Raw genomic sequence first — 16,001 nt, forward strand, 5'->3', positions numbered from 1 at the left:
CAAGGTCTCCGAGGGTTCTGCCGGCAGGATAGGCCAGGCGCGGGCCGCCTATCGGCCACAATGGTTGCAAAACATGCCACCCGCACCCCCGTGAAATCCCGCGCTGTCACGCCCATCGCCTTCGTGCAGGCGCTGCTGTTGGCTTATGAACGCTACGGGGCAGACCCGTACGACGTGCTACGCAAGGCGCAAATCACGCCAGCGATGCTGCGCCGCAGCGACAGCCGCATCAGCGCCGAGCAGATGGAGCAGGTGAGCGAAGCCGCCATGCGCGAGCTGGACGACGAGGCGCTGGGCTGGTGGCAGCGCCGCCTGCCCTGGGGCAGCTACGGCCTGCTGGCCCGCGCCAGCCTGACCGCGCCCGACCTGCGGGTGGCGCTCAAGCGCTGGTGCCGCCACCACCGGCTGGTGTGTGACGACGTGGCGCTGGCCCTGGAGGCCGACCGCCAGCAGGCCACCATCACGCTGGCCGAGCACAGGCCGCCGTGGCCCGGCACCCGGGAGCTGTGCCTGGTGACCACGCTGCGCAACATCCACGGCTATGCCAGCTGGCTGGTGGACTCGCGCATACCGCTTCGCAGCGTGCAGTTCCCGTTCGCGCGGCCGGCGCATGCCGATGCCTATCCGTGGATGTTCGGCTGCGAGCCGGTGTTCGATGCGCCGGTGGCTGCCTTCACCTTCGATGCGCAATACCTGGCACTGCCGGTCAAGCGCGACGAACGCGCCGCGCGGCTGATGCTGCAACGCGCGCTGCCGCTGACGGTGCGCCTGTACCGGCGCGACCGGCTGCTGGTGCAGCGGGTGCGCGAGCTGCTGGCGCGCGAGCCGGCGGCGATGGTGAATGCCGACGCGCTGGCGGCGGCGCTGAACGTCTCGGTGCGCACGCTGCACCGGCAGCTGCAGGGCGAGGGCGCCTCGCTGCAAGCGCTGAAGGACGAGGCCCGGCGGGCACATGCGCTGGACCTGCTGGCCCGCACGCAACGGCCAATCAAGCAGATCGCGCAGGCGGTGGGCTTCGACAGCGAGAAGAGCTTTGCGCGGGCGTTTCGCGGCTGGGTGGGGCAGTCGCCGAGCGAGTGGCGGCGGGCGGGACCTTCCGGGCGGGGCTGAAAGGGCTTGCCTTGCTGGCCGGGCTGCCTGTGCTTGTGCGCAAGGCCGGCGGGGTACTTACCTCCGGGACTGTCCCCCGCGCTTGGCCTGCCGGCCAAGCGCTCCTCCTTTATGTCCCTGCGGCAAGCACCCCGCCGGCCTTGGGCCCGGGCACTGGCCCGCGCTGATATGCCTGTGGAATGCAGGGCGCGTGTAGAACGTGGCTTCTGCGCCGGGTGTGCGGCCGAGGCAGCAGCCAGTACCCCGCCCTCCCGCGGCGTGAAAGCACATGCAGCACGGGCAACAAGAACACAACTACCCCCCAGGCCTCAGCATCTCCCGCAACCTCGCACTCATCACCTCCATGGAGAACGGCTTGGTGATCATCTGCATGCCCGGCTCCAGGAAGCCGTTGGCCACGGCGGCGTTCTCGGCATAGCCGGTCATGAACAGCACCTTCAGGTCGGGCCGGTGCACCCGGGCCGCATCGGCCATCTGGCGGCCGTTGAGGCCGGGCAGGCCGATGTCGGTCACCAGCAGGTCGATGGGCTGCGGGCCCTGCAGCATCGCCAGGCCGGCCACGCCGTCGGCGGCTTCCAGCGCGCGGTAGCCCAGCTCCTGCAGCACGTCCACCACCAGCGCGCGCACCACGGCCTCGTCTTCCACCACCAGCACCACCTGGCCGCCGTCGCTCAGGTGGTCGATGTCGGCGGGGCGGCTGGGCTCGATGTCGTCGGCCTGGCCGAGGTGGCGGGGCAGGTAGAGCTTGACGGTGGTGCCGTGGCCAGGCTCGCTGTAGATCTTGACGTAGCCCTCCGACTGCCGCGCGAAACCGTAGATCATCGACAGCCCCAGCCCGGTGCCCTGGCCGATGGGCTTGGTGGTGAAGAAGGGCTCGAAGGCACGGGCCAGCACATCGGGCGTCATGCCGGTGCCGGTGTCGCTGACGCCGATGCACACGTACTGCCCGGGCGCGATGTCGCGGATGCGCACCGCATAACTGGCGTCCAGGCTGGTGTTGGCAGTCTCGATGGTCAACCGGCCGCCGCCCGGCATGGCGTCGCGCGCGTTGATGCACAGGTTGAGGATGGCGCTTTCCAGCTGGTTGGCATCGCACATCGTCAGCCACAGCTCGGGCGCCAGCATCAGCTCCAGCGTCACCGCCTCGCCCAGCGTGCGGCGCAGCAGGTCTTCCATCGACGCCACCAGCGGATTGGCCGCCACCGGCCGCGGGTCCAGCGGCTGCCGGCGCGAGAAGGCCAGCAGCCGGTGCGTCAGCGCCGCCGCGCGCTGGGCCGAGGCCATCGCGCCGTTGATGAAGCGGTCCAGGTCGCTGCTGCGGCCCTGCAGCAGCCGGCGCTTGATGAGGTCGAGCGAGCCGGTGATGCCCTGCAGCAGGTTGTTGAAATCGTGCGCGATGCCACCGGTGAGCTGGCCCACGGCTTCCATCTTCTGCGACTGGCGCAGCGCCTCCTGCGCCTCCTCCAGCTGGGCCTGGCGCTGGCGTTCGGCGGTGACGTCGCGGCCGGTGGCCACGAAGCGGCCGGTGCCGGGCTCGGGCGACAGCGTCCAGGCCATCACCCGCCAATCGCCCTCGATGGTGGCCACGCGGTTCTCCAGCCGCACCGGCTGGCCGCTCTCGCGCATGCGGGCCAGGGCCTCGTGCATGGCGGGCAGGTCGTCGCGGTGCACCAGCGCGCTCAGAGGCTGCAGCATCAGCTGCGCATGGGCATGGCCCAGCTGCCGCGTCCACGAGGCGGACACCCGCTGCAGCTGCCCCTGCGCATCGGCAATGGCCAGCAGGTCCTCGGTCAGCGCCCACACCTGGTCGCGCTCGCGGGTGCGCTCCTCCACGCGGGCTTCCAGCGTCTCGTTGTCGCGCTGGGTGGCGCGGAACAGGCGGGCGTTGTCGATGGCGATGGCCGCCTGCGCGGCCAGGCCGCAGGCCAGGCGCTCGGCACGTTCGGTGAACACGTCGGCGTCCGGGTGGCCGAACATCAGGCAGCCCAGCACGTCGCCGGAGCGGGCCACCACCGGCACCGCCAGGTAGCTGCGCACCGGCAGATGGCGCTCGGGCATGCCGGCATGCGGCCAGTTGCGGCCGTAGCGTGGGTCTTGGGTGATGTCGGCCGAGCGGATGACGCCATCGCCGCGGAAGGTGGGCGCGAACACCTCGGTGGGCCGCGGCATGCCGAACTGCTCGAAGTCGCTGCGCTTGGCGCCCGACAGCGCATACAGCATGAAGCGCTCGTTCTGCTCGTCGCGCATGGTGTAGAAAAAGGCGCCGTAGCGCGCGGCGGTGAGCGCGGTGCCGGCGTCCACCACGCGCTGGACCAGGGTGTCGATGTCGAAGTCTTGCGCCAGCAGCGCGGCGGTGCGGTTCAGCGTTTCCAGCGCATGGGTCTCGTCGCGCAGCGCCTGCTCGGCGCGGGCGCGCTCCACCGCGTCCCAGATGCGGGCGGCCACGTCCTCGATCAGCGCCACTTCCTCGGGCGTCCAGTGCCGCGCCTCGTGCTGGGCCACGTAGAAGATGGCGCGCAGCTCGCCGTCGCCGCGCAGCGGCACCGCCACCAGGCTGTCCACGCCGAAGCGTTCCAGCACCGGCTGCATGCCTTCGGCGGTGATGTCCTCGCACACGCTGGTGCGGCCCTCGCGCCAGTGCGCCACCGGCGCGTCGCCGAAGGTGTCCAGCGGCCAGGTGCGGTGGTCGGCGGTGCGGCCGTCGGTCTGCTCGGCGTCCACCACGATGCACTCGGCCTGCAGCCGGCCCAGGCCGGCGCGGTGCGCACCGAGGAAGCCGCGCAGCATCTGCAGCGCATCGGCCAGCAGCGACTGCGGCTCGCCGGAGGGCCGCAGCCGGTCCGCCAGGTCCAGCAGCAGGGCCTGCCGCGCCTCGGCATGCTTGCGCGCGGTGATGTCGATGGCGGTGCCGATGGCGCGCACGCAGCGGCCGCCTTCGTCGAACAGGCCCTTGCCCTTGGCGGCCACCCAGCGCAGCACGCCGTCGTCGATGCCGACGGTGCGGTACTCCACGTCGTAGCTGCTGCGCTGGGCCGGGTCCATCGCGGCGGCAAAGGCGGCCATGGTGGCCGCGCGGTCGTCGGGATGCAGGCCGCTCTCGAACACCGCCAGCGAGGCCGGCTTGCCCGGCGCCAGCCCGAACATCGCCGCGGTGCGCGGCGACCACACCAGCTCGCGCGTCTCGGTGTCCAGGTCCCAGGTGCCGATCTCGGCGGCATCGGTGGCCAGCAGCAGCGATTGCCGGCTGGCCTCCAGCTGCTCGCTGGCCTGGCGCCGCTCGGTGATGTCGTAGCACACGCCCAGGTAGCGCAACTGGCCGGTGGGCGGATCGGCCACCACCTCGCCGCGACGCGCCAGCCAGCGCATGCGGCCGTCGTCGGCGCGGCGTATGCGGTATTCCACATAGGCCAGCCGCTGCGGCGTGGGGTCCGGGTCCACCGCCAGCAGCGGCACGTCGTCGGGATGCACCAGCGCCACCAGCTGCGCCACCGTCACCCGCGGCGTCTCGGGCAGGCCCCACAGCGCGCAGAAGGAGGCCGACACCGCCACCTCGCCGCGGTGGGGGTACAGCTCGAAGCTGCCGATGCTGCCGGCGCGCTGGGCGATGTGCAGCCGCTCCTCGCTGATGCGCAGCGCATCCCGCGCGCGGGCGCGCTCGGCGGCCAGCCGCAGGCGCTCGCTCACCTCGCGCAGCAGCACCACGTCGTCGCTGGTCCACTGGCGCGGGCTGCTGTCGGTGACGAACACCACCGTGCCTTCGGCGCCCTGCGGCATCGGCGAGACGGGCGACACCGGCACCAGCATCAGCGCGCCCACCTGCCAGTGCGCATGGCGGGCCGCGCCGCCGGCGGTGCGCGGGTCGGCCCGCACGTCGTTCACCACCACCGGCGTGCCGGCGCGCACCGCGGCATCCAGGCCTTCGCCGTAGTCGGCCAGCGCATGCAGGCCCACGGCGGAGGCCACGCTGCCGTCGGTCCAGTCGTGGTCGATGTGCAGCTGCCAGTGTTCGTCCAGGTGGCCGAAGCCCACGCGGCTCACGTCCAGCAGCTCGCCCAGCCGGGCCGCGACGGTGCGCGACACCGCGGCCACGGCGCCCGCCTCGTGCAGGCTCTCGCTCAGCTCGAACAAGAAGTTCTGCCGCAACTCGGCCGCGCGTTGCTGCGTGCGGTTGCGCAGCACCTTCACGAAGCCCAGCGCCTGCCCGCCGTCGCCGCGCAGCAGCGTCATCTGGCCCGAAGCCCAGATGCGGCTGCCGTCGCTGCGCACGCGCCAGCCTTCCTCCACCGACGGGTGGCCGGCCAGTGCCGAGGCCATCTCGCGCTCGATGCGGCCCACCGCCAGGTCCTTGGGCGTGAAGCAGCGGTGCAGGGTGTGGCCCAGCATGTCTTCCTCGCGCCAGCCCAGCATGCGGCGCGCGCCTTCGTTCCAGCGGGTGACGCGGCCCTGCGCGTCCAGCGCGACGATGGCGTAGTCGGTGGCGCTGTCCACGATCTGGCGGTGCCGGGCCTCGGCCTCGCGCAGCTGCTGCTCGGAGGCATGGCGCTCCAGCACCATGGCGGCCGTCTGCGCGGCCAGGGCGAAGGCATCCAGCTCGTCGGGCTGCGGGTCGTGCGCCTGGCGGAAGAAGCCGACCAGCATGCCCAGGGGCCGGCCGTCCGCCGCGAGGATGGGCTGGGCGCACCAATGCAGCAGGCCGTAGCGCCGGGCGGCATGCTGGGCATCGGGCCACAGCGGCTGTTGCTGGCTGTCGCCGCGAGCCAGGCGCGGCGCCTCGGCCAGCAGGCCGGCCAGGGTGCTGCCCGGGGCCAGCGCTGCAGGGGCCGACAGTGCCTCGCGCACCGCCGGCGGCAGGCTGGGCGCGGCCCCGACCCGCAGCAGCCCCCCCGCAACCACCAGCACGCAGGCCTTGGTGGGCACCGGCGCGCCGGCCTCCAGCTCGCAGGCCAGGGCTTCCAGCACCTGGGGCAGCGGCACGCCGGCGGCAATCTGCGCCAGCACCCGGCGTTCTCCGTCCAGCAGCGCCAGGGTGGTGCTGCGGGGTCCGGTGGGTACGACTTCAGGCGAGGCGGACATGGCCGGCGCATTCTGACCGACGGCCGGCGCTCGGTGCATGCCACGGCACAATCAGCCGATGCTCGCTTTCCGCCTTGCTGCCGCCGGCGCCGGCTTCCTGATGCTGCTGGCCGGTTGTGCCACCCGGTCGGGCGACGTCAAGCCCCTGCCCTCCGACCCCGCCGCCTTCGCCAACCTGTCGTGCCAGGCGCTGTACACCGAGGCCGAGCAGGTGCAGCGCCGGGCCGCCGACGTGGCCTACACCATGGACGAGCGCGTGGGCAACAACGTCATCGCGCTGGGCGTGGGCGCCACCGTGTTCTGGCCGGCGCTGCTGGCCATGCGGCCCGACGGCCCCGATGCCGCCGAGCTGGGCCGCCTGCGTGGCCGGTATGACGCGCTGCAGCTGGCGCTGGTGCAGCGCCCCTGCCCGCCGCAGCCCGACACCCTGAGCGCCGAGCAGATGGCCACCATGCCGCTGCAGCCCGGCGAGCGCCTGGTGTACGAGGAACGCCAGGGCCGCGGCCCGGCGCGTGAGCTGAGCCTGCGCCTGAAGACGGTGCGGCGCGAGCAGCTGGAATTCCAGGCCCAGCTGCCGGGCGAGCGCGCGCCGGTGCGCTGGCTGCAGGACGCCGCCGGCAACATCGCGCCACCGCCGGGCGGCGAGGCGGTGCTGTACTGGACGCGCCTGCTGCGCCCCGGCATGCAGCTGGGCGACGTGCTGGCAGGGGAGCTTCGCAGCACCACCGGCGACCAGGGCCGGCTGCGCGGCCAGGTGATCGCCACCGGCGTGCAGACCGGCTTCGGCCGCCCCTTCGACGCCGCCGTGATCGAGCTCTATGGCGACGTGCCGTTCCGTCGCCACACCGCGCGGCTGGACGGCGTGATGGTCGTGGACCGCAAGAGCGGCGTGCTGCTGCGGCTGGAGCTGCGCAGCGGCAATGCCGACTTCGAGCTGCGCCGGCGCCTGCTGCGCGTGGAAGCAGCGGACTGAAGACCCTGCGCCGCACGCGCAAGCCGCTTCACACTTCTTCACCGCGGGCGCGGCGGCCGGTTTACCGCCTGCGGTGATGCTGTGCGCTTCCAGGATTCCCGAAAGAACCGCTTGAAGACCAGCGCTTCCCATGCCCCCGCACGCTGGCTGGCCGCCAGCCTGCTGCTGGCCGGCGCCGCCCTGGCTGCCGTGCCCACCGCCTCCCGTGCCGACAACCGCGCCGAAGGCCCGCCGCGCCCGCAGGCCGGCCACGCCATGCCCGGCGCTCCCGGCCTGCCCGGTCTGCCGATGCAGGGCCCCGGCATGCAGCGCATGCTGCAGGAGGTGCAGGCCACGCCCGAGCAGCGGGAGCAGATCCGCCGCATCACCGACGCCGCCGCAGCCGACATGCGCAGCCAGCACGAGGCCGCGCGCGGCCTGCAGCAGCAGGTGGGCAGCCTGCTCACCGGCCCCACGGTGGATGCCGCGGCCGCCGAAAGCCTGCGCCAGCAGATGATGGCCCAGCACGACCAGGCCTCGCGCCGCATGATGCAGGTGATGCTGGACATCGCCAACGTGCTCACCCCCGAGCAGCGCCAGCAGCTGGCCGAGCGCATGGCGCGCCGCGCCGAGGCCGGCCCGCGTGGCGAGCCCGGTGGCCGGCCGCAGCACGGCGGCCCGCGCGGTGAACGCACCCCGGCGAGCTGAGCATGCGCGTCGCCCACATGTTCGGCCGTTCCAAGGCCGCCGGCGCAGTGCCGGTGGCCGCCGCCCCCAGCCCCGCCGCCCCGGCCGCGGCGCAGTCTGCTGCTGCACGCGCGCCGTCGCAGCCCTACCATCCGGCCATGACAGCGCAACGTTTGCTTTTGATCGACGACGATGCCCGGCTGACGACCATGGTGGGCGACTACCTGCGCAACGCCGGCTACGAGATCGACGTGGCCGGCTCGCTGGCCGCCGGGCGCGACCGCCTGCGCCTGGGCCAGTACGACGCGCTGGTGCTCGACCTGATGCTGCCCGACGGCGACGGCCTGGACCTCACCCGCGAGCTGCGCGGCGATGCCCGCACCCGCCGGCTGCCGCTGCTGATGCTTACCGCCCGGGGCGAGCCGATGGACCGCATCGTCGGCCTGGAGATCGGCGCCGACGACTACCTGCCCAAGCCCTTCGAGCCGCGTGAGCTGCTGGCGCGCATCAAGGCGCTGCTGCGCCGTGCATCGCCCGAGCCGGCGGCCGACGAGGTGCTGCGCTTCGGCCGGCTGGAGATCGACCTCGGCGCCCGCCAGGCCTACCTGGGCGGCCAGGCCTGCGACCTCACCAGCCACCAGTTCGACCTGCTGGTGGTGCTGGCGCAAAGCCCGGGGCGCGTGCTGTCGCGCGACCAGATCATGGATGCGCTCAAGGGCCATCCGCTGGAGGCCTTCGACCGCTCGATCGACGTGCACATCTCGCGCATCCGCGCGTTGATCGAGGACGACCCGAAGAACCCCAAGCGCGTGCTCACCGTGCGCGGCGTGGGCTATCTCTTCGCGCGCAAGCAGGACGGCGAATCCTGATGCGCCCGGGCCGCCCGCCGGTGGCCCGCCGGCGGGTCGGTGGAGTCCAGGCATGAAATCGCTCTACCTGCGGGTGTGGCTCACGGTGGTGGCGGTGCTCGCGCTGTTCGCGCTGGGCTCCGGCTGGCTGGTGCAGCGCCACATGGAACGCGAGCGCGGCCGCGCCGATGCGCTGGCCGCCGAACGCGTGGCCGCCTGGGCCGACCTCATCCAGCGCAGCCTGCCGGGTGCCGAGGCGCCGCCGGAGGAGCAGGCCGAGGCCGTGCTCGACTGGTCGCAGCGCCTGCGCATGCCGCTGGCGCTGGACGACGCGCGTGGCCGGCGCATCGTGGCCACCGTCACCTTCGAGCGGCGGCTGAACAACCCCGATTCGCCCCCGCCGCGCATCTTTCCCATCCGCTTTGCCGACGGCCGTACCCTGTGGGTGATGCGGCCGGTGCTGCTGCGCCTGCCGCACGGCGGCGAAGGCCTGCGCGTGGAAGGCCCGCGGCCCGACGGCCTGCATCCGGGCCGGCTGCAGCTGGAGGCGCTGCGCTTCCGCGGCCTGGGGCTGGAGGACGAATTCCCGCTGCCGCCGTGGTTCCCGTTCGCGCCCCCCGGCTGGGGCCGCGGCGTGGGCATGGTGGCGGTGCTGGCGCTGCTGTTCGCGGCCATCGCCATCGGCGCGTTCCCGGTGGTGCGCCGGCTGACGCGCCGGCTCGAAGCGCTCAAGCAGGGAGTGGAGCGCTTTGGCGCCGGCGCGCTGCACCACCGCGTGGACGAGGGCGGCCGCGACGAAGTGGCCGCCGTGGCCGCCAGCTTCAACCGCGCCGCCGAGCGCGTGGAAGGCCTGGTGCGTGCCAACCAGAGCCTGCTGGCCAATGCCAGCCACGAGCTGCGCTCGCCCCTGGCGCGGCTGAAGATGGCCGTGGCCATGATGGACGACGACAGCGGCTGCCAGCCCAGCCGCCGCGATCAGCTGCGCCGCGAGATCCACACCAACATCGGCGAGCTGGACGCGCTGGTGGAAGAAGTGCTGATGGCCAGCCGTCTGGAATCGCAGTCCGCCGCGCCCGAACGCGAGCCGGTGGAGCTGGTGGCCGTGGGTGCCGAGGAAGCCGCCCGCCTGGAGGCGGACCTGCATGCGCCCGATGGCCCGCTCACCGTGCTGGGCGACGAGCGCCTGCTGCGCCGCGCGCTGCGCAACCTGCTGGAAAACGCCCGCCGCTACGGTGGCGACCAGGTGGAGCTGGTGCTGCAGCGTGGCGCCAGCGGCCGCGTGCAGCTGCGCGTGTGCGACCGCGGCCCCGGCGTGCCGCCGGACATGCGCGAGCGCATCTTCGAGCCCTTCTTCCGCCTGCCCGGCCATGCCGAACATGCCGGCGGCGTCGGCCTGGGCTTGAGCCTCGTGCGGCAGATCGCCGAGCGCCACGGCGGCGGCGTGCGCTGCGAAGCCCGCGAGGGCGGCGGCAGCTGTTTCGTCATCGACCTGCCGGCGGCCTGAGGCGGCGCAGGCCCGCTAGTGCAGCCGCTTGCGCTGCACCCAGGCCAGCAGCAGGCACAGGCCGGTGGCCGCGGTGACCAGCCCTACCGTGGCCGCGGCCCAGAAGCCGCGCGCGCCGTACAGCGCCTCCGGCGCCCAGGCTGGCCGGCCGAAGGCCAGCCAGTAGCCGCCGCCCAGGCCCACGCCCCAGATGGCGCTGGCATAGATCACCAGCGGCACTGTGGCGATGCGGTAGGCCCGCAGGATGAAGGACGCCAGGCACTGCGCCGCATCGCCGATGTGGAACACGGCCAGCCAGCTCAGCAGCGGCAGGGCGGCGGCGATGATGGCGGCGTCCCCGGTGTAGACGCGCACCACCGTGCCGCGCGTGGCCAGCACCAGCAGGCCGATGGCCACCGCCAGCCCCAGGCCGATGCCCAGCCCGTGCCAGCCCAGGCGGCGCGCCTGCCGCATCGCACCCGCGCCGATGGACTGCGCCACCAGGGTGCTGGTGGCATTGGCCAGCGCCAGCGGCAGCATGTACATCAGCGCCACCAGGTTGGCCGCGATCTGGTGCCCGGCCACCGCGGTGGGCGACAGCCGCGAGATGAAGAACGCCATGAAGGTGAACCCCGTCACCTCGATGCCGATGGACAGCCCCATCGGCACGCCGAGCTTGAGCTGCGCCAGCAGCGCCGGCCGGCTGGGCGGCAGCAGACCGCGGCCCAGGATGCGGAAGGGTGCGTAGAACGGATCGCGCCGCAGCAGCACGAAGGCCGCGATGAGCTGCGCCCACATCGCGATGCAGGTGGCCAGGCCACAGCCGGCCACGCCCATCGGCGCCAGCGGCCCGGCGCCGAAGACGAAGGCGAACGACAGCGGCACCTTCAGCGCCAGCCCGCCGATCTGCAGCGCGGTGACGGCCTTGGGCCGCGAGACCGCGGTGTTGAAGCCGCGGTAGGCGGTGAACAGCAGCGCCGCCGGCAGCGAGGCGGCCAGCGCCAGCGTGTAGCTGCGCACCTTGTCGGCCACCTCGGGCTCCGCCCGCGACAGCCACAGGAAGGGCTGCGGAAACGCCAGCAGCGTGCTGCCCAGCACCGACAGGCCCAGCGCCAGCCACACCGCCTGGTGCAGCTGCGCGCCCGCCGCTTCCAGCTTGCGGGCGCCGTAGAGCTGGCCGACGATGGGCCCCAGCGCCAGCACCACGCCCATCAGCCCGATGAACACGGTGATGTAGGCCGCGCCGCCCACCGCCAGCGCAGCCAGGTCGGCTGCCGCGAAGCGGGCCACCAGCATGGTGTCCACGGTGCCGAAGGCCAGCACCGCCAGCTGCCCGATCAGCAGCGGCCAGGCGAGCCGGGCGATGTGCCTTGCATTGGCGGCCAGGCCTTGCGGCGCCGGGCCGTTGGCGGCGTCAACGATCGGCAAGGGCGTCGGGCGGCGGATGGTCGGCACCGGTGGCATGGCGCGCCCGCTCCGCATACTTGTTGAAGCGCCAGGCCGTGCCTTCGCGCGTGATGCGGCGCCAGACGATGCGCTTCTCGGCCGGCGTCATGCGCGGCCAGTGCTGCACTTCACCCTCGGTGCGGCCGCAGCCCTTGCACACCGGGTCGCCCTGCGCGGTGGAGCAGATGGCGATGCACGGCGCGTCCGGCGTGCTGGCATACCAGCCCAGCCAGGCGTCGCGCGCCTTGGCCGGCATGGTGGCCTCGTCGCATTCGGTCTCGTGGTAGTACACCAGCAGCGCATACACCTCGGCCAGCGCACGCACTTCCGGGCAGGCGGTGATGCCGTCGGGCGAGGGCGACTTCTCGCGCCACCAGTTGATGGCGGCTTCGATGTCGAGGATGTGGATGCCGGCCATGCGCAGCGTGCCTTCAGTCCTGCGCCGCGGCCAGCGCCGCCAGCGCGGCTTCGGCCGCCGCGCGCTCGCCGCTGGCGGCCCAGTCGATCGGCGCGTCGGCCAGCGCGGCCGCCGCCTCGGTCTTCAGGCGCTTGACCCAGCCGCCGGCCTCGCGGCCATCGGCCAGGCCCACGCTCTGCAGCAGCGTGTGGCCGTGCGTGTCCACCAGCTTGAAGAAGAAGCGGCCATCGGCCTCGCGGTACTGCTTGAACAGCGGCAGCGCGGCCTTGTCGGCCTGCGCGGCTGCAGCGGGCGCGGCCCGGGGCACCGCCAGCATGGGGCGCAGGCCCACCGCCGCGCGCAGCTCGGCCAGGAAGGGCGTGGCGACGCGGCGGGCCTTGGCGGCGCCGTGCTGCAGGACCTCCTCGATGCGCTCGGGGTGCGCCATCAGCTCCACGTAGCGCTCGCGCATTGGCGCGATCTGGCCTTCCAGCAGGTTCACCAGCCGCTGCTTGGCCTCGCCCCAGCCCAGGCCGGCCTGCAGGTCGGCATGGAAGGCGGCGCGCTCGGCCGGGCTGGCGAAGGCGTCGTGCACCGTCACCAGCGCGGCGTCGGTGGTGTCCTTCGGCTCGCCGGGCAGGCGCGAATCAGTCACGATGCGAGCCACCGCGTCCTTCAGGCCCTTGGCGCCGCCCTCGAACAGCGGGATCGTGTTGTCGTAGCTCTTGGACATCTTGCGGCCGTCCAGGCCGGGCAGCGTCGCCACTTCTTCCTCGATCTCGGCGCGCGGCAGCACGAACAGCTCGCGGCCCTGGCCGAACAGATGGTTGAAGCGCTGGCCCATGTCGCGCGCCATCTCGATGTGCTGCACCTGGTCGCGGCCCACCGGCACCCGGTGCGCGTTGAACAGCAGGATGTCGGCCGCCATCAGGATGGGGTAGCTGAACAGGCCCATCGTCACGCCGGCGTCCACGTCCTCGCCAGCGGCGGTGTTCGCGTCGGTCGCGGCCTTGTAGGCATGGGCGCGGTTCATCAGGCCCTTAGGGCAGACGCAGGTCAGCAGCCAGGTCAGCTCGGGCGTCTCGGGGATGTCGCTCTGGCGGTAGAAGGTGACGCGCTCGGTATCCAGGCCCGCGGCCAGCCAGGTGGCGGCGATCTCCAGCCGGCTGCGCTCGATGCGCGCCGGGTCGTCGCACTTGATCAGCGCGTGGTAGTCGGCCAGGAAGAAGAAGCTTTCCACGCCGGGCTCGCGGCTGGCGGCGATGGCCGGGCGGATGGCGCCCACGTAGTTGCCCAGGTGGGGCGTGCCCGTGGTGGTGATGCCGGTGAGAACGCGTTCGGTCATGGCTGGGGGCTGCGGCGGGGGAGGGGGATTCTAGGGTCGGGCCTGAAGCCCCGTCGTTACACTGCCGCGCCTCATGAAACGCATCGTGATCCTGATTTCCGGCCGCGGCTCCAACATGGAAGCCATCGTCGAGGCCTGCGCCGCCGAAGCCTGGCCGGCCCAGGTGGCCGCCGTCATCAGCAATCGGCCGGAGGCGGCCGGGCTGGTGTTCGCGCAGTCGCGCGGCATTGCCACCGCCGCGGTGGACCACAAGGCCTTCGCCAGCCGGGATGACTTCGATGCCGCGCTGGCCGAGGCCATCGACCGCTTCGAGCCGCACCTGCTGGTGCTGGCGGGCTTCATGCGCATCCTGGGCGCGGCCTTCGTGCAGCGCTACGAGGGTCGCATGCTCAACATCCATCCTTCGCTGCTGCCGGCCTTTCCCGGGCTGCACACCCACCGCCGCGCCATCGAGGCCGGCTGCACCGAGGCCGGCTGCACGGTGCACTACGTCACCGCCGAGCTGGACCACGGCCCTGTCGTGGCCCAGGCGGCGGTGCCCATCCTGCCCGGTGACGACGAGCACAGCCTGGCCGCCCGCGTGCTGGTGGAAGAGCACCGCCTGTATCCGCAGGCCGTTCGCGCGGTGATCGACAGCCTGGGCTAGAACAGCCCCGCCGCGGTGTTGATGGCCAGCGCCAGCAGCACCGTGTTGAACATGAAGGCCAGCACGCCCTGCGCCAGCACCCAGCGGCGGATCTCCCGGTCCACCACCGTCACGTCCGAGGTCTGCGACGTGGCGGCGATGGTGAACGAGAAATAGAGGAAGTCGCCATAGTGCGGCGGGTCGTCGTCCGCCTCCCCCGGAAAGCCCAGGCCCTGCCCGGGCTGGTGCCGTTCGCGGTAGAACAGGCTGGCGTAGGCGAGCGCGAACAGCGTGCCCAGCAGCAGCCAGGAACCGAACAAGGTGGCCAGCGTCAGCGCCACCCGCGGTGCGGCCGAGCCGCCCGCCGCATGAAAACCGGCCAGTTCCAGCGCGATGGCCGCCAGCGTCACCACCACGGCCACCACCGCGGTGCACATCACCGCCATGGCGCCCTCGGCATGGGCGGCGGCGATGTCGCGCATGCGTTCATGCGAGGCGCGCCACATCATCTGCCAGGTGCTGAACAGGTAGAGCCAGACGCCGGTGTTCCAGCCGATGAGCAGCGGGGTGGTCCAGGTCCAGCGGGCGGGTGCGGCGGCTTCGGCCAGCAGGCCGGCCGCGGTGCCCACGGCCATGCCCAGCAGCAGGCGGGGGCGGGTGCGGAAGTGGCGCAGCACGTGGGTGCCGGGGTCGGCAGGGATAATCCGGGGATGCATCCTAATGCCCTCGTGGAAATGACGACCGAGCTGCTCGGTGACGTCCTGAAGTTTGAAATCCCGGCCGACGCGGTGGTGTCGTCCTTTTTCCGCCGCCACCGCACGCTGGGCCCGCGCGAGCGGCACACCCTGGCCGAGACGGTGTATGCCGTGGTGCGCCAGCGCCTGCTGTTCCAGCACCTGGCGCAAAGCGGCAGCGGCCCGCTGGAGCGACGGCTGGTGCTGCTGGCCTGGCAGGGCAACGAGGGCTTCCTGCGCGGCGCGCTCAATCCGCAGGAGCAGGGCTGGCTGGCCGAAGTGCAGAAGATCGACCGCGGCAGCCTGCCGCGCAAGCTGCGCCACAGCACGCCGGACTGGATCTCGCAGCCGCTGGAGCAGTCGCTCGGCGCCGACGAGTTCCTGGCACTGGCCGAAAGCCTGAACCAGCCCGCGCCGCTGGACCTGCGTGTCAACACGCTCAAGGCCAAGCGCCCGGAGGTCAAGCAGATCCTGGCCGACGCCGGCATCGACAGCACCGAGACGCCGTTTTCGCCCTGGGGCCTGCGCATTCCCGGCAAGCCCGCGCTGAACAAGCTGGATGTCTTCACCGGTGGCGGCGTGGAAGTGCAGGACGAAGGCAGCCAGCTGCTGGCGCTCATCACCGACGCCAAGCGCGGCGAAATGGTGGTGGATTTCTGCGCCGGCGCGGGCGGCAAGACGCTGGCCCTGGGCGCGGCGATGCGCAACACCGGCCGGCTCTACGCCTTCGACGTGTCCGGCCACCGGCTGGAATCGCTGAAGCCGCGCCTGGCGCGCAGCGGGCTGTCCAACGTGTACCCGGCGCAGATCGCGCATGAGCGCGACGACCGCATCAAGCGGCTGGCCGGCAAGATCGACCGCGTGCTGGTGGACGCGCCGTGCTCGGGCCTGGGTACGCTGCGCCGCAACCCGGACCTGAAATGGCGCCAGTCGCCCGCCACGCTGGCTGCCTTGCGCACCCAGCAGGCCGCCATCCTGCGCGGCGCCGCCCGACTGGTGAAGTCCGGCGGCCGGCTGGTCTACGCCACCTGCAGCCTGATGGCCTCGGAAAACGAGGACATCGCCGCGGCCTTCAGCCAGGAGTTCGAGCGCGAATGGGCGCCGCTCGACATGCTGGAGCTGCTGACGGCCGCCAAGGTCGAGGGCGCCGAGAGCCTGGTGAACGGCTCCTACCTGCGCCTGTGGCCGCACCGCCATGCCACCGACGGCTTTTTCGCCGCGGCATGGGAACGACGCTGAGGAAAACGGGTCTTACCCGGGTCGTGCGTTGATCTGCAGCAATCCTGCGTCGATCTGACGCG

At 72.6% G+C, this 16,001-nt stretch carries 12 protein-coding genes; 7 read left to right on the forward strand and 5 right to left on the reverse strand.

Translation table 11 applies throughout. The annotated features are described in order from the left end of the window. Positions 1-60: 60 nt before the first annotated feature. Positions 61-1,110, forward strand: coding sequence for an AraC family transcriptional regulator (locus VO99_RS15190; protein ID WP_046113729.1), 1,050 nt, complete (start codon positions 61-63; stop codon positions 1,108-1,110). 294 nt (positions 1,111-1,404) lie between these two features. Here the strand turns inward: VO99_RS15190 and VO99_RS28860 are convergent, their stop codons facing one another. Continuing rightward, positions 1,405-6,183 carry a PAS domain S-box protein gene (locus tag VO99_RS28860; protein WP_052736353.1) on the reverse strand — a complete coding sequence of 1,593 codons (4,779 nt, stop codon included), beginning with the start codon at positions 6,181-6,183 and terminating at the stop codon, positions 1,405-1,407. Positions 6,184-6,241: 58 nt separating this feature from the next. Between VO99_RS28860 and VO99_RS15200 the strand changes: the two genes are divergently transcribed. From VO99_RS15200 to VO99_RS15215, 4 genes are all read left to right on the forward strand, one after another. Then, positions 6,242-7,156, forward strand: coding sequence for a hypothetical protein (locus tag VO99_RS15200; protein WP_052736354.1), 915 nt, complete (start codon positions 6,242-6,244; stop codon positions 7,154-7,156). A gap of 111 nt (positions 7,157-7,267) precedes the next feature. Further along, entirely contained in the window at positions 7,268-7,843 is a 576-nt protein-coding gene (locus tag VO99_RS15205; protein ID WP_052736355.1) for a Spy/CpxP family protein refolding chaperone, read from the forward strand. Positions 7,844-7,980: 137 nt separating this feature from the next. After that, entirely contained in the window at positions 7,981-8,691 is a 711-nt protein-coding gene (locus VO99_RS15210; protein ID WP_046113821.1) for a winged helix-turn-helix domain-containing protein, read from the forward strand. 52 nt (positions 8,692-8,743) lie between these two features. Then, positions 8,744-10,174, forward strand: a complete 1,431-nt coding sequence (locus VO99_RS15215) for a sensor histidine kinase (protein WP_046113731.1) — start codon at positions 8,744-8,746, stop codon at positions 10,172-10,174. A gap of 15 nt (positions 10,175-10,189) precedes the next feature. On the opposite strand, the gene VO99_RS15220 is transcribed toward VO99_RS15215, so the two are convergent. Genes VO99_RS15220 through VO99_RS15230 form a run of 3 tightly spaced genes read right to left on the reverse strand, consistent with a single transcriptional unit; the run spans position 10,190 to position 13,341 of the window. Beyond that, on the reverse strand, positions 10,190-11,581 hold the full coding sequence (locus tag VO99_RS15220; protein ID WP_232315373.1) for an MATE family efflux transporter: 1,392 nt from the start codon (positions 11,579-11,581) through the stop codon (positions 10,190-10,192). Further along, the gene (locus tag VO99_RS15225) at positions 11,568-12,017 is read right to left on the reverse strand and encodes a DUF3717 domain-containing protein (RefSeq protein ID WP_046113732.1); all 450 of its coding nucleotides are present in this window, start codon (positions 12,015-12,017) and stop codon (positions 11,568-11,570) included. The genes VO99_RS15220 and VO99_RS15225 overlap by 14 nt, the downstream gene beginning before the upstream one ends. A 13-nt stretch (positions 12,018-12,030) precedes the next feature. Beyond that, on the reverse strand, positions 12,031-13,341 hold the full coding sequence (locus VO99_RS15230) for a tryptophan--tRNA ligase (RefSeq protein WP_046113733.1): 1,311 nt from the start codon (positions 13,339-13,341) through the stop codon (positions 12,031-12,033). A 73-nt stretch (positions 13,342-13,414) separates the two neighbouring features. Between VO99_RS15230 and purN the strand changes: the two genes are divergently transcribed. Next, positions 13,415-13,987: a phosphoribosylglycinamide formyltransferase gene (purN, locus tag VO99_RS15235; RefSeq protein WP_046113734.1), complete on the forward strand. Its 573-nt coding sequence runs from the start codon at positions 13,415-13,417 to the stop codon at positions 13,985-13,987. Here the strand turns inward: purN and VO99_RS15240 are convergent. Beyond that, entirely contained in the window at positions 13,984-14,682 is a 699-nt protein-coding gene (locus VO99_RS15240) for a DUF1345 domain-containing protein (RefSeq protein WP_046113735.1), read from the reverse strand. The two genes, purN and VO99_RS15240, sit on opposite strands and share 4 nt — an antisense overlap. On the opposite strand from VO99_RS15240, the gene VO99_RS15245 reads away from it, so the two are divergent. Continuing rightward, positions 14,677-15,939 (forward strand): RsmB/NOP family class I SAM-dependent RNA methyltransferase, encoded by a 1,263-nt coding sequence (locus tag VO99_RS15245; RefSeq protein WP_046113736.1) that lies wholly within the window; start codon positions 14,677-14,679, stop codon positions 15,937-15,939. The two genes, VO99_RS15240 and VO99_RS15245, sit on opposite strands and share 6 nt — an antisense overlap. The last annotated feature ends 62 nt before the right edge of the window (positions 15,940-16,001 follow it).

The organism is Aquincola tertiaricarbonis, from assembly GCF_000969605.1.
GTDB classification, from domain to species: domain Bacteria; phylum Pseudomonadota; class Gammaproteobacteria; order Burkholderiales; family Burkholderiaceae_C; genus Aquincola; species Aquincola tertiaricarbonis.

What these genes read in the sequence shown, in the direction of transcription:
- VO99_RS15225 (WP_046113732.1), bottom strand. Translation starts at nt 12,017, where the DNA reads ATGGCCGGCATCCACATCCTCGACATCGAAGCCGCCATCAACTGGTGG.
- VO99_RS28860 (WP_052736353.1), bottom strand. Translation starts at nt 6,183, where the DNA reads ATGTCCGCCTCGCCTGAAGTCGTACCCACCGGACCCCGCAGCACCACC.
- VO99_RS15215 (WP_046113731.1), top strand. Translation starts at nt 8,744, where the DNA reads ATGAAATCGCTCTACCTGCGGGTGTGGCTCACGGTGGTGGCGGTGCTC.
- VO99_RS15245 (WP_046113736.1), top strand. Translation starts at nt 14,677, where the DNA reads ATGCATCCTAATGCCCTCGTGGAAATGACGACCGAGCTGCTCGGTGAC.
- VO99_RS15200 (WP_052736354.1), top strand. Translation starts at nt 6,242, where the DNA reads ATGCTCGCTTTCCGCCTTGCTGCCGCCGGCGCCGGCTTCCTGATGCTG.
- VO99_RS15240 (WP_046113735.1), bottom strand. Translation starts at nt 14,682, where the DNA reads ATGCATCCCCGGATTATCCCTGCCGACCCCGGCACCCACGTGCTGCGC.
- VO99_RS15230 (WP_046113733.1), bottom strand. Translation starts at nt 13,341, where the DNA reads ATGACCGAACGCGTTCTCACCGGCATCACCACCACGGGCACGCCCCAC.
- purN (WP_046113734.1), top strand. Translation starts at nt 13,415, where the DNA reads ATGAAACGCATCGTGATCCTGATTTCCGGCCGCGGCTCCAACATGGAA.
- VO99_RS15210 (WP_046113821.1), top strand. Translation starts at nt 7,981, where the DNA reads ATGACAGCGCAACGTTTGCTTTTGATCGACGACGATGCCCGGCTGACG.
- VO99_RS15190 (WP_046113729.1), top strand. Translation starts at nt 61, where the DNA reads ATGGTTGCAAAACATGCCACCCGCACCCCCGTGAAATCCCGCGCTGTC.